The organism is Duganella qianjiadongensis, from assembly GCF_009857915.1.
In the GTDB taxonomy this organism is placed as follows: domain Bacteria; phylum Pseudomonadota; class Gammaproteobacteria; order Burkholderiales; family Burkholderiaceae_D; genus Rugamonas; species Rugamonas qianjiadongensis.
The window spans coordinates 119,931-133,791 of record NZ_WWCM01000008.1; the positions used below are offsets into that span (position 1 = coordinate 119,931).

9 protein-coding genes are annotated in these 13,861 nt (G+C 61.8%); 4 read left to right on the forward strand and 5 right to left on the reverse strand.

Annotation, left to right across the window (positions count from 1 at the left end; translation table 11 throughout):
• Window positions 1–7: 7 nt before the first annotated feature.
• The 5 genes from GTP27_RS13205 to GTP27_RS13225 all read right to left on the reverse strand — a co-directional run bounded on the left by GTP27_RS13205 (window position 8) and on the right by GTP27_RS13225 (window position 6,551).
• Window positions 8–1,654 carry a TRAP transporter large permease gene (locus GTP27_RS13205; protein WP_161039641.1) on the reverse strand — a complete coding sequence of 549 codons (1,647 nt, stop codon included), beginning with the start codon at window positions 1,652–1,654 and terminating at the stop codon, window positions 8–10.
• Between the two features lie 36 nt (window positions 1,655–1,690).
• Entirely contained in the window at window positions 1,691–2,263 is a 573-nt protein-coding gene (locus tag GTP27_RS13210; protein ID WP_161039737.1) for a TRAP transporter small permease subunit, read from the reverse strand.
• 127 nt (window positions 2,264–2,390) lie between these two features.
• The gene (argH, locus tag GTP27_RS13215; RefSeq protein WP_161039642.1) at window positions 2,391–3,788 is read right to left on the reverse strand and encodes an argininosuccinate lyase; all 1,398 of its coding nucleotides are present in this window, start codon (window positions 3,786–3,788) and stop codon (window positions 2,391–2,393) included.
• Between the two features lie 186 nt (window positions 3,789–3,974).
• A complete protein-coding gene (locus GTP27_RS13220; protein WP_229633810.1) occupies window positions 3,975–5,399 on the reverse strand; it encodes a YfcC family protein in 1,425 nt (474 codons plus the stop codon).
• Window positions 5,400–5,411: 12 nt separating this feature from the next.
• Window positions 5,412–6,551, reverse strand: coding sequence for a succinylglutamate desuccinylase/aspartoacylase family protein (locus tag GTP27_RS13225; protein WP_161039643.1), 1,140 nt, complete (start codon window positions 6,549–6,551; stop codon window positions 5,412–5,414).
• 161 nt (window positions 6,552–6,712) lie between these two features.
• On the opposite strand from GTP27_RS13225, the gene GTP27_RS13230 reads away from it, so the two are divergent.
• From GTP27_RS13230 to GTP27_RS13245, 4 genes are all read left to right on the forward strand, one after another.
• Window positions 6,713–9,466 (forward strand): TonB-dependent receptor, encoded by a 2,754-nt coding sequence (locus GTP27_RS13230; protein ID WP_161039644.1) that lies wholly within the window; start codon window positions 6,713–6,715, stop codon window positions 9,464–9,466.
• A gap of 106 nt (window positions 9,467–9,572) precedes the next feature.
• On the forward strand, window positions 9,573–10,907 hold the full coding sequence (locus GTP27_RS13235) for a cyanophycinase (protein WP_161039645.1): 1,335 nt from the start codon (window positions 9,573–9,575) through the stop codon (window positions 10,905–10,907).
• A gap of 74 nt (window positions 10,908–10,981) precedes the next feature.
• The gene (locus GTP27_RS13240; protein WP_161039646.1) at window positions 10,982–12,205 is read left to right on the forward strand and encodes a cyanophycinase; all 1,224 of its coding nucleotides are present in this window, start codon (window positions 10,982–10,984) and stop codon (window positions 12,203–12,205) included.
• Window positions 12,206–12,278: 73 nt separating this feature from the next.
• On the forward strand, window positions 12,279–13,769 hold the full coding sequence (locus GTP27_RS13245; RefSeq protein WP_161039647.1) for an IgA Peptidase M64: 1,491 nt from the start codon (window positions 12,279–12,281) through the stop codon (window positions 13,767–13,769).
• Window positions 13,770–13,861 lie beyond the last annotated feature (92 nt).

Sequence of the window (13,861 nt, forward strand, 5' to 3'; positions counted from 1 at the left end):
ACTGCGGCTATTTCTTTTCTTCGTCGGTGGAGAAGTTCAGCTGAGGCGGTTCGCCATCCTTGCGCTCTTCGCCAGCCGGCACCGGGTTGTCGAGCCGCAGTTCCAGCTGCTCTTTCATATCCACCTTCTTGCCGACCGTGACGAGCTGCGGGAAACCGATAATCAGCGCCACCATCAATATCTGGATCAGCACGAACGGTATGGCGCCCCAGTAGATATCGCTGGTCTTGACTTCTTTGGGCGCCACCGAGCGCAGATAGAACAGTGCAAAGCCGAACGGCGGGTGCATGAAGGAGGTCTGCATATTCACCCCCAGCAGCACGCCGAACCAGATCAGATCGATGCCCAGCTTGTCGGCCACCGGCCCCACCAGCGGCACCAGTATGAAAGCCAGCTCGAAGAAATCGAGGAAGAAGGCCAGCGCGAAGAACAGCAGATTCACCACGATCAGGAAGCCGGTGCTGCCGCCGGGCAGGGCCGACAGCAGGTGCTCCACCCACAGATCGCCATTCACACCGCGGAATACCAGCGAGAACACGGTAGAGCCGATCAGGATGAACACCACGAAGCAGGACAGACGGGTAGTGCTGTGCATGGCCTGGCGCGTCAGGTCCAGCGTCAGGCGGCGGTTGAACAGGGCTAGCAGCAGCGCACCCATGGCGCCCATGCCGCCGCCTTCCGTGGGCGTGGCCAGTCCGATGAAGATGGTGCCCAGCACGAGGAAAATCAGCGCCAGCGGCGGCACCATCACGAACACCACTTTTTCCGCCATGCGCGACAGCAGGCCCAGTTTCAGCTGGCGGTTCAGCAGTGCGAAGGCGAAAGCGCCGATGATGCCGACGGCAGCGGCGGCGATGCCCAGTTCGTCGCTGGCCATGGCCGGATGGCGCTCGCCCCAGTAACGGGCAAACAGCCATGCCGCGGCAGCGGCGCCCAGCACCAGTACCAGTAGCGAGCGCACGCCGCTATCGCCGTTGGGCTGGCGCAGGTTGCGCGCTTCCAGCGGCAGGGCCGGCACTGCGGCAGGTTTGAAAATGGACAGCGCCAGCACATAGCCGGCATACAGGGCGGTCAGCAGCAGGCCGGGTGCAAACGCGGCGCGGTACATATCGCCCACCGAGCGGCCCAGCTGGTCGGCCATCACGATCAGCACCAGCGAGGGCGGAATGATCTGGGCCAGCGTACCGGAAGCGGCAATCACGCCGGCCGCCAGTTTGCGGTCGTAACCGTAGCGCAGCATCACGGGCAGCGAGATCAGTCCCATCGAAATGACCGAGGCGGCCACCACGCCGGTGGTGGCCGCTAACAGGGCGCCGACGAAAATCACGGCATAGGCCACGCCGCCACGGATAGGACCGAACAGCTGGCCTATGGTGTCGAGCAGGTCTTCCGCCATCCCTGACCGTTCCAGTATCAGCCCCATGAAGGTGAAGAAAGGTATCGCCAGCAGGGTATCGTTGGCCATGATGCCGAAGATACGGTTGGGCAGGGCCTGCAGCAGTTCCGGTTTCAGCAGCCCCAGTTCTATCCCCAGCAGGCCGAAACACAGGCCGTTGGCCGCCAGTGCAAACGCCACCGGGAAGCCCGACAGCAGGAACAGCACCAGTACGGCAAACATGATGGGGGCGAGATTCGCCGTCAGGAATGCTTCCATGGACTTCCTTTATGAGCGATGGGTGGAGCGGGCGGATTAATCGAGCTGGTTGGCTGCCTTGATGGCGGCAATTTCTTCCTGCGGGCTGTGGGCCGCGCGGGTAAAGCTGCTATCGTCTATGCGTCCGGCCAGGAAGGCGATGCGCTTGATGATTTCGGCCAGCGTCTGCAGCACCAGCAGCAGAAAGCCCAGCGGCACCAGCAGCTTGGCCGGCCAGACGATCAGGCCGCCGGCATTGGGCGACATTTCGCCGCTCTGCAGTGACAGCAGCGCATACGGCGTGCCGTAGTAGAGGATCAGCAGCGCAATCGGCAGCAGGAACAGGACCAAGCCCAGCAAGTCTATCCACACCTGCGTGCGGCGCGAAAAGCGGCTGGTGATGACGTCGATGCGCACATGTTCGTCGCGCTTGAGGGTATAGGCGGAGGCCAGCAGGAACATGGCGGAAAACAGATACCACTGGATTTCCAGCCACGCATTGGAACTGATGTTAAGGCTGTAGCGCATCAGCGCATTGCCGGTGCAGATAATCACGGCGGCCAGCAAGGCCCAGCCTACGGCATGGGCAATGGCCTCGTTGAGGCGGTCGATGGTGCGGGCAAGCTTCATGAACATGAGAACTCCTCTACCTGCGGCAAGGTCGCCGGCATAACCATCCATGGCAGCTGCGCTGCTGCCCGGGCTGTGTGCATGCGCTGCGCCGGACCAGCACGGACCGGCGCAGCGGGGGCTGGTCTTAGCCGGCCAGCTGGGCGCGTACGCGCGCAATCGCTTTGCGTACCTGCGCCGGGGCGGTGCCGCCCACGTGGTCACGTGCGGCTACCGAGCCTTCCAGCGTCAGCACGGCGAACACGTCGTCGCCGATGAGCGGCGAGAAGGCGCGCAGCTGTTCCAGCGTCATTTCCGCCAGATCGATCTTCAGGCCGTCGCAGGCGCGTACGGCGTGGGCCACGGCTTCGTGGGCGTCACGGAATGGCAGGCCTTTTTTCACCAGATAATCGGCCAGATCGGTCGCGGTGGCGTAACCCTGCAGGGCGGCAGCACGCATGGCGTCCGGTTTGACGCTGATGCCGCCGGCCATGTCGGCGAAGATGCGCAGCGTATCGACCACGGTATCGACGGTATCGAACAGCGGTTCCTTGTCTTCCTGATTGTCCTTGTTGTAGGCCAGCGGCTGGCCTTTCATCAGGGTCAGCAGGCCCATCAGGTGGCCGTAGACGCGGCCGGTCTTGCCGCGCGCTAGTTCCGGCACATCCGGATTTTTCTTCTGCGGCATGATGGACGAGCCGGTGCAGAAACGGTCGGCAATATCGATAAAGCCGACCCGCGGGCTCATCCAGATAACCAGTTCTTCCGACATGCGCGACACGTGGGTCATGATCAGCGATGCGGCAGCGGTGAATTCGATGGCGAAGTCGCGGTCCGATACGGCGTCCAGCGAGTTGTGGCAGACGTCGTCGAAGCCCAGCGTTCTGGCCACGCGCTCGCGGTCGATCGGGAATGTGGTGCCGGCCAGTGCGGCGGCGCCCAGCGGCAGGCGGTTGACGCGCTTGCGGCAGTCCAGCATACGCTCGGCATCGCGGCCGAACATTTCCACGTAGGCCAGCATGTGGTGGCCGAAGGTGATCGGCTGGGCGACCTGCATGTGGGTAAAGCCGGGCAGGATGGTGTCGGCGTTTTTCTCGGCCAGATCGACCAGCGCGCTGCGCAGCGCGTGCAGCAGGACCAGCACGTCGTCGATGGCAGTGCGCACATACAGACGGATGTCGGTGGCCACCTGGTCGTTACGCGAACGGCCCGTGTGCAAACGCTTGCCGGCATCGCCTACCAGTTCGGTCAGGCGTTTTTCGATATTCAGGTGTACATCTTCCAGATCGAGCAGCCACTCGAAAGTACCGGCTTCGATTTCGGCGCTGATCTGTGCCATGCCACGTTCGATTTCGGCGCGGTCTGCCGCGCTGATGATGCCCTGCGCGGCCAGCATTTCGGCGTGGGCCAGCGAACCCTGAATGTCGGCTTTGGCCATGCGCTTGTCAAAGAAGACAGAGGCCGTGTAGCGTTTGACGAGGTCGGAAACAGGTTCGTTGAAGCGGGCCGACCAGGCTTCCGCTTTTTTTGAAAATTGATCAGTCATATAAAAGATAAAGGCAGGGGCAGAGGGGAGTGCTGAATAATGTCAACCGTGATTATAAACCGCGGCTGCTCAAAAATATGTCAACCTTGCGATTTTGCCCACCAAAATCCGGCCACGCCCCCTGATTTTGCGCCACTTGTTGCCCTGCCGCCCCCGACTTTGCCTTAATGTTAACTGCTGGCCCGCCTACTGCCAGTTCATCAGGCAAGGCGGCACCAGTATCGCCAGTGCCAGCACGGCATAGATCAGCTGCAGCGGAATCATCCACTTGGCCCAGGTAATCCACGGTATGCGGGCCAGTGCCAGCACGCCTACCGTGATGCCCGAAGTGGGGATCATCGGCGTGGTCAGTTCGCCCAGCTGGAAAGCCAGAATCGCCGTCTGGCGCGTCACGCCCACCAGATCGGACAGCGGCGCCATGATGGGCATGGTCAGCGCGGCCTGACCGCTGCCGGAGTGGATGAAGAAGTTGATCACGGTCTGGATGCCGAACATTTTCCACGCGGCGAACACCGGCAGCGAGGACTGCACCAGCGGCATCAGCCCGTGCAGCATGGTGTCGATGATGTGGGCATCGCGTGCCAGTATCATGGTGCCGCGTGCCAGCGCAATCACCAGCGCCGTGCCGACCAGATCGCGCGCGCCCTGGATGAAGCTCTCGACGATCTGGGTGGAATCGAGCTGGCCAACCAGACCGATGATGATGCCCATCACGAGGAACAGCGCAGCGATTTCATCGATATACCAGTCATAGCCCACCACGCCGCCCACCATGATGGCCAGCGATGCGACAAAGATGGTCAGCACCAGCTTGTGGCGGCCGGTGATGCCATGGAAGTCGCCCAGACCGTGCGGCTGCTCCCTGCGTTTTTCTACGTCGAGCGCATAGGTAGGGCTCAGCTGCGGGTTCTTCTTGACGCGCGCGGCGTACCACATCAGGAAAGCGATGGTGACGCCGGTGGCAATCACCCATACGATCAGGCGGTAGCCCCAGCCCGAGAATACGGGCACGCCGGCGATGCCCTGCGCGATGCCGACGTTGAACGGGTTGAGGAAGGCCGCGCCAAAACCCACCTGCGAGCCGAGAAAGGGTATCGACACGCCGGTGACTGTGTCATAGCCCAGCGCCAGTGCCAGCGGCACGAAGATCATCACGAAGGGAATGGCTTCCTCGTTCATGCCGAAGGTGGCGCCGCCTATCGAGAACATGGTGACGAACACGGGGATCAGTGCTTTCTGGATAAAGGGCGAGCTGTCATGCGCACGCGCCAGTGCCTTGATCATGGCGTCCACCGCCTCGGTCTTCTGCAGCACGGCGAAGGCGCCGCCCACCACCAGCACAAAGCCGATGATCAGCGCTGCTTCCACGAAGCCCTTGATGGGCGCCTTGACCAGTGCCGTTACGCCCTGCGGTACGCTGGGGATGTAGTGGAAACTGGCCGGATCGATCAGCTGCTTGCCGTTGACCAGATGGGTATCGTATTTACCGCCCGGTACCAGCCACGTTGCCGCTGCAATCAGCGCCAGAATGATGAACAGCAGGACAAAAGTATGCGGCAGCTTGAATTTCTTTTTGCTGCCCGGGGCGGCATGCATGCTAGGGGTGCTCATGGGCGAACTTTCTTATTGGCTCAGCAGATCACCGGCGCGGTAGGCCGTGGCACTGGCGATTTTGCCGATGTTCATGCCGCGGATCACATGGCGGTGAGCGCTGCGGGCGAAGAATACGCCTGCCACGCCAGCGTGGATCACGCTGGTTTCGCCGCTGACCGGATCGATGATGTCGGCAATCGCATCGCCGGCGGCCACGCGCTCGCCCAGATCGCGCGTGTACACAAGGATGCCGGGATGCGGCGCATACAGCGGCTCCACGCCTTCCAGCGGAGTGGCTTCGCACAGCGGCGCAGGCAGTACGCGCGCCGCTGCTTCGGCCTCGGCATCGGTGGCCAGCACTACGCCGTTCAGCATGAGGAATTGCAGCAGGCCGGCGGCATCCTTCTGCGCCAGCGCGTAGTGCACTTCCTGCTCGCCGCGCAGTTCCACCGTGGTGGACACACAGGCTGGCGGAATAGGGTAGCGTCCTTCGAAGTGGCGCTCCAGATCCCACCACAGGCGGCTACAGGCTTCGTCGAAAGGTTCGCCGCCAGCCTGATAGGCCAGCAGCACGGCATGCGCGCCCATGATGGCCGCCAGTGGCGCCACCGCATCGGCCAGCGGCGTGCCGGCGTAGATATGCAGCGCGGCTTCGTTGTCGCAGTGCAGATCGAGCACGATGTCGGCATCGATGGCCATCGTCATCAGGATCTTTTTCAGTGCTTCCGCATCCGTGCCCGGTTGCCATGCCGCGATGGAGTTGCGTGCATGGGCGCGGACCAGCGCCACGTTGGCGTCGGCATCCTGCCCCAGCAGGCCGGCCAGCGATGCTTTCAGGTCGTCCGCTACGTGCTTGTAGGCGCGGTTGAAGTTGATGCCAGTGGTCAGATCAAATCGGCCAAAAGCCGCACCGTGGATGGCCTGCGCCAGACCGATAGGGTTGGCGGCCGGTACCAGTATCACTTCGCCCTGCAGGCGGCCCGCCGCTTCCAGTGCAATCAGCTCCTTGCGCAGGAACTGCGCCACCAGCATGCCCGGCACTTCGTCCGCGTGCAGCGAGGCTTGTATATACACTTTTTTACCGCTGCCGGGCGTACCGAAATGCAGGCTGGTCAGCTGGTAGTGGGCGTTGCTATGGGCGCCGGAGATGGGATGTTGGTGAACTTGCATGGTGGCCGTGGCTTTGATTCGACAAAGATTGAGTATGTAGCACTATTTTCACAAAGTAAATGTACATATGCGGATTCTGTACTGGCTTCCTTGAGTTTTAGTCATGATGTGCGTACAGTTAGTTTAATGTAATCATTTCTTCAATTGAGAGAGCAAATAACATGGGTGCAGCACGCAAATTGCAGGTTTCGAATATGGCGCTGGCGGTCAGGCTGGCGCTGGGAGCGGGGGCTGTGGCCGGCCTGATCCAGCAGGTCCAGGCACAGGAAGCGGCGGTCAGCGCCGTACCCGTGCCCAAGGTGGAAATCACCGGTTCGGCCATCCGCCGCATCGAATCCGAAACCGCTTTGCCGGTGCAGGTGATCACCCGTGAAGAAATCGACAAGGCCGGCGTTACCACTGCGTCCGAACTGATGGCGCGCGTATCGGCCAACGTCGGTGGCCTGACCGATGGCGCCAGCATCAACGTGGGCGGCGACCAGCGCGGCTTCAACAGCGCCAATCTGCGCGGCATCGGCACCTCGTCCACGCTGGTGCTGCTGAACGGCCGCCGCATGGCCAACTTCGCTTCGCCCGGCGACGATACCGGCGTCGATCTGAATAACATTCCTGCTGCTGCCATCCAGCGCGTGGAAGTGCTGCTCGATGGCGCTTCGGCCCTGTACGGCACCGATGCTATCGGCGGCGTGATCAACTTCATCACCCGCAAGGACTTCCAGGGACTGGAACTGAACGCCTACGGCAACAAGACGCAGGAAGGCGGCGCCGGCAAGCGTACCGCCAGCCTGAGCGCCGGTACCGGCGATCTGGGCCGCGACGGCTACAACGTCTTCGCCGTGGTGGATGTGCAGCGCACTGGCGCGCTGAATACCTCGCAGCGCAAGTTCATCGATGATCTGCATATCGCCGAACGTCTGCCGCACCTGCTGTCCGGCTATACCAGTCCGGCCAACATCCGCCTGACGGGCGCCCAGCGCGACTATCTGCAGGAGCAGGGCTTCACCATCAACGGCAAGCCGATCACCAACCGCACCATCAACCTGTCGCTGCCTAACTGCGCGCCGCCAGCCAATCTGTATCTGCCGAATGGCACGGGCGGGGTAGATGCCTGCACCTACAACTACATGGGCGATACCGAGCTGTATCCGAAATCGGACAAGGTCAATCTGCTGTCGCGCGGCGTGCTGCAGCTCAATCCGGATAACCAGCTGTTCGCCGAAGTGGCGCTGAGCCGCTCCAAGACCAACTACGTCGGTTCGTCGGCACGGGTAACGGGCGTAGTCAACTACAAACGCATTCCGGCACTGGCCAAATATGATCTGGCTTCGGATGAAGCCAGCGCCGACGACGATGTCGTCGGCGACGTCACCCTGCGCATGCGTCTCAACGAAGCGGGCCGCCGTACCAGCGAACTGACCAGCGAGAGCCAGCGTTTCGTGGTCGGCCTGACCGGTAGCGCCGGCGGCTGGGACTACGATGTGGCGCTGAACCACAGCGTCAACACCGTCAAGGACAAAGACACCCACGGCTACGTGCTGTACGACAAACTGATGAAGGGCATCTACGATGGCCTGATCAATCCTTTCGGTCCTTCCAGCGCGGCAGGCGTGGCGCTGCTCGATTCCATCCAGGTGAACGACGATGTGCGCCATGCGCGCGGCGTTATGGACTCGATCGACTTCAAGGTATCGCATGCGCTGGGCGCCCTTGGCGGCGGCGATGCAGCACTGGCCGTGGGCGGCGAAGTGCGCCACGAGCGCACCGACTTCAACCCGTCGGCCCTGCTGATGAGCGATAACATCAATAATGACTTTGCACCGGAAGGCGGCCGCGCCACCAGCGACAAGCGCAGCGTGCAGGCCATCTACGGCGAGCTGCTGCTGCCGTTCACCAAGCAGCTCGAAGCGCAGGTGTCGGCACGTTACGACCACTATCAGGTGGTGGGCGGCGCCGCCAGCCCGAAAGTGGGTCTGAGCTACACCCCGGCCAAGACTATACTGTTCCGCGCTTCGGTTGGCCGCGGTTTCCGCGCGCCGTCCATGTCGGACCTGTACCGTCCTACGGTATTCAGCAGCACGGCCACCCTGCCTGATCCGGTGTATTGCGCCACCGTCAATAATAACTACGCCGACTGCGCCGATAACTGGGATACCCGCCGCTATTCCAACGACAAGCTGAAACCTGAGCATAGCCGCCAGTACTCGCTGGGCATGGTGCTGGAGCCGGTCAGGGATGCATCGCTGTCGCTCGATTACTGGAACATCAAGCGTACCGACCTGATTAGCGAACTCGGTGACGACGTCATCCTCGGCAATCTGGCCAAATACGGCAATCTGGTACACCGCAATGAAGATGGCAACATCGATTACATCGAACTGCGCAAGGAAAACCGCGGTGCCCAGCTGGCGTCCGGTCTGGACCTGACCATCGACTATCGTGGCGTGCAGACGGCGCTGGGCCGCTTTGGCGGACACCTGTCCGGCACCTATGTGCTCAATTCGAAGATCCAGAACAGCGTGGGCGATGCTTACCTGAGCAATCTGGGCCGCTTCGTCACCGACAGCGTGGTACAGCGCTGGCGCCATACCATCACCTTCGACTGGGACAAAGGCCCGTTCTCGGCCAGCCTGTCGAATACCTATTCGAGCGGCTATGAAGACCAGAACACGGCGATCAACATCGACGACGGTTCGGTGGTGGCAAAAAACCACGTAAAAGCCTACTCGCTGTGGGATCTGTCGGGTGCATGGCAGGTAAACAAGGCGCTGAAACTGCGTGCCGGCGTGCAGAATCTGCTGGATACGGCGCCACCGTACTCGAATCAGGCCTACTACTTCATCTCCGGCTACGATCCGACCTACACCGATCCGCGCGGTCGTCGTTTCTTTGCTACTGCTAATTACGCGTTCAAGTAATGTAACGTAATGATGCATTAAGCCAGATAGGCCAATTGATTGGTATGATCTGCGCTACGACGGCGCCGCGCGTGAGTGCGGCGCCGGTTTTACTAGGAAGGGCTACATGAATTTCTCAGGTTTTACGCTACTGCGAGTGCTTTTGCTATGGCTGCTGCTATGCGGCGCCAGTGTGCAGGCGGCACAGGTAGCGGTCAGCACGCCGGCGTCCAAAGCGCCGGCTGGCAAGCCGCAGCAGGCTGCAAAAAGCTCGAGCAAGCCGGCCAAGGCGGTGCCGCCGCCCAAGCCGGTGCTGGCGCCACCGGCCGGCAATCTGGTCATTATCGGCGGCGGCCTGCGCGCCGATAACGCCGAAGTCTGGCAGCGCATCGTCCAGCTGGCGGGCGGCAAGGGCGCACGCATAGGCGTGTTCGGCTCGGCGTCGATCAATCCCGAGCAGTCGGCCCAGAACACCATCAACAAACTCAATCAGTATGGCGCCCAGGCGTTCTTCATTCCGCTCGGCGTCACCCTGCCGAATAGCGATTACCGCAAGGCGGCGGAAGACCCGGAGGTGGTGGCAGCCATCCATTCGGCCACCGGCATCTATTTCACCGGTGGCGATCAGGCGCGGATTACCCGTGCGCTGGTGCGGCCGGACGGCAAACATACTGCGGCGCTGGACGCCGTGTGGGATGTGTACCGCGATGGCGGCGTGATCGCCGGCTCCAGCGCCGGCGCGGCCATCATGAGCACCACCATGTTCTACGATGCCAAGAGCACGCTGGAAATGCTCAAGCAGGGCGTCACCGAAGGTAACGAGATTTCGACCGGACTGGGTTTCATCGGCGATGACGTGTTTGTCGACCAGCACCTGCTGGTGCGCGGCCGCTTTGCCCGCATGATTCCTGTGATGCTGAAGAAGGGCTACCAGATGGGCCTCGGCATCGATGAAAATACCGCCATGGTAGTTAACGCCAAGCGCGACGTGGAGATCATCGGCTATAGCGGCGCACTGCTGCTGGACCTGTCGGCGGCGATTACCGACCGTGGTATCAAAGGCTTCAATATCAGCAATGCCACCATCAGCTATCTGGACCGGGGCGACAAGTTCAATCTGGTGACGCGCGAATTCACCCCTTCGCCGGACAAGGCCGATAACAAGCTCGATCCGAATCAGCCGGAGACCCGCGAGCCGGTGTTCACCAACGATATTCTGGGCAATAACGCCGTGCTCGATCTGATGGTCAACCTGATCGACAACGCCCAGCAGGAAGCCATAGGCATTGCCTTCGGCAACCCGCGCGATGCCTATCCGGATATCGGTTTCGAATTCAGGTTTAGCAAAACTATCAATAGCGTCGGTTATAGCTCGACCGAAGTGGAAGCCTACTCCGTGCTGAAACTGCGCATGGATGTGCGCCCCATCCAGCTGCAGGCGCCGCTCTACCGCTACCGCTAGCGAGCGGCAGAAAATCAGGTATATTGAAGGGATGGCGTGTCATGTGCCATCCCTTTTTCTTTGCGGAGGCGGCAATGCGTAGGGCGGATAAATGGTGGTGGAGAGTGGCGCAGGCAGCACTGATGCTGGCCGTGCCGTTCGGCGTGGCGCAGGCGGCACCCAAAGGCTCGCTGGTCATCATAGGCGGCAATCTGCAGGCCGATAATGCCGAAGTCTGGCAGCGCATCGTCCAGCTGGCCGGTGGCCCCGGCGCCCGGCTGGCGGTACTGCCTTCCGCTGCCGCCGATCCGGCACCAGTGGGCGCTGCCATCGTCGAGCGTTTCCGTGCCTACGGCGCCGATGCTTTTCTGGTACCGCTGGCCGTCAAGCTGGCCGATAGCGACTACCGCCAGGTAGCCGACGATCCGCAGCTGGCCGAAGCCGTGCGTAGCGCGGGTGGCGTATTCTTTGCAGGCGGCGATCAGGCCCGCATCACGCAGGCGCTGGTGCGGCCCGATGGCAGCCGCAGTGCCGTGCTCGATGCCGTGTGGGAGCTATACCGCAATGGCGGCGTGGTGGCGGGCAATAGCGCCGGCGCTGCCATCATGAGCAGCACCATGTTCTATGCGCCCGGGCCGGTGTTTTCCACTTTGCGTGCCGGTGTGACGGAAGGGCGCGAAATCGCACCGGGGCTGGGTTTTATCGGCGATGATGTCTTCGTCGACCAGCACTTTCTGGTACGGGGACGGTTTGCTCGCATGATCCCGGCCATGCTGAAAAAAGGCTATAAATTCGGCCTCGGCATCGATGAAAACACGGCCATGGTGATCGACAGCCGGCGGCAGGTGGAAATCGTCGGCCACCGTGGCGCCTTGCTGGTCGATCTGCGCCGCGCCACCACCGACGCCAGCCATGCTGGCTTTAACGTCGCCAACGCCGTCATCAGCTATCTGGACAAGGGCGACCGCTACGATCTGGCCAGTCACAGGTTTATTCCATCGCAGGCCAAGGCCGGCGGCAAGCTCGATGCGCGCGCCGTGCAGATGGCGCAGCCGGTGTTTTCGGCCGATATACTGGCGCGCAATGCGCTGGTCGAGCTGATGGAAAACCTGATCAACAACCGCCGCAGCGAGGCGATAGGCATCGCCACCAGCGGACGCAATTCGCCGCTGCCGGAGCTGGGCTTCCAGTTCACCCTCAGCAAAACCCGCGACAGCGTGGGCTATGCCTCGGCTGCACTGCAAAGCTATTCCATCCTGAATATGCGGCTGGACATCCGCCCGCTCGATATCGGCCAGTCGCTGATGCAAAAGAACTAGCCGTCTATCGTGCTAATGCTCTGCTGGCCGGATTAGAATGACGGCCTGCCCGACCCTCATAGATAGGAAGATCATGTCTCTGTTTGCCTCCCGCACGCCGCTGCGTGCTCTGGCCGGCGCGCTGGCGCTAGTCTGCGGCGCTGCCATATTCGCGCCGCTGTCCGTCCATGCTGCCGCCAGTGCCGCCGCTGTTGCTGCGGCTTCCGTCAAAGTCGTACAGCCAGCCACCGTGCGCGTCGACTATCTGCATAGCGGGAATGCGCTGAACGAGAACTATGCGCTCGAGCGCGTGGTGATCGAGCCGCTGCCATGGCCGGGCGATGTGCGGCGCGCTATCGACGACACCAATCGTGGCAACAATATGCTGGAAGTGGTGGACAGTAAAACCGGTGAACTGCTCTACTCGCGTGGTTTCTCCACCGTGTTTGCCGAGTGGCGCAGTACGGAGGAAGCCCAGCATGCCAATCGGGGTTTTCAGGAGTCGGTGCGTTTCCCCAAGCCGGACCGGCCAGTGCGGGTACGCATACTCAAACGTGACGATCGCAATGCGTTCTCGGTGGTGTGGACGGCCGAAATCGATACCGATGCCATGGACGTGGTGCGCAAGCTGCCGCCAGCGCCCGTCAAGCCGATAGCGATCTGCGTCAACGGCCCGTCGCCGCAGAAGGTGGACCTGCTGATCGTCGGCGACGGCTACACTGCTGCTGAAATGCCCAAGTTCGAAGCCAGCGCCCGCAAGCTGGCCGACCATCTGTTTGCCACCTCGCCTTTCAAGGAGCGCGCCAGCGACTTCAATGTGTGGGCGCTGGCTATGCCGACGGCGGAATCGGGTGTCTCGCGCCCCTCTACGGGGGTACATCACGCTTCGCCGCTAGGCACGCGCTACGATATCTTCGGCAGCGAGCGTTATGTACTCACCACGGACAACCGTGCCCTGCGCGAGCTGGCGCAGTACGCGCCATATGAGTTTATCGAAATTCTGGTGAATAACGAGACCTATGGCGGTGGCGGCATCTTCGGCCAGTTCAGTACGGCGGCAGCAAATAACGACTGGGCCAATTACCTGTTCGTGCACGAATTCGGCCACCACTTCGCCGGTCTGGCCGACGAGTACTACACCTCGCCGGTGGCCTACCAGTCCGGCGCAGCCCGCCCCGAACCATGGGAACCGAATGCCACGGCGCTGCGTGATCCGGCCAAGCTCAAATGGCAGCGCTTCGTCACCGCAGGCACGCCGCTGCCTACGCCATGGCCCAAGCAGACTTATGAAACGGCGTCGCGCGCCTACCAGAAAGAACGTGCGGCTTTGCGCGCGGCGCAGCGCCCCGAGCCGGAAATGAGTGCGCTGTTCAAAAAGGATCTGGCCGAGAGCACGGCGCTATTTACGCCGGATCCGCACTATCATGCAGTCGGTGCATTCGAGGGCGCCAACTACGAAGCGAGCGGCTACTACCGGCCGCAGATGCAGTGCATCATGTTCGATCGCAGCGAGAAGTTCTGCGCCGTGTGCGCCGATGCGATCAGCACCATCATCGATCTGTATTCGCGCCCGCCAGCACAGTAAAGCGTGCAAGCCCCATGCCGATCCGCTATGCCGTATTGGGGCATTGCGTCAATAGCCGCGTGATATGCTGAAAAATAGGCGTCATCAACATG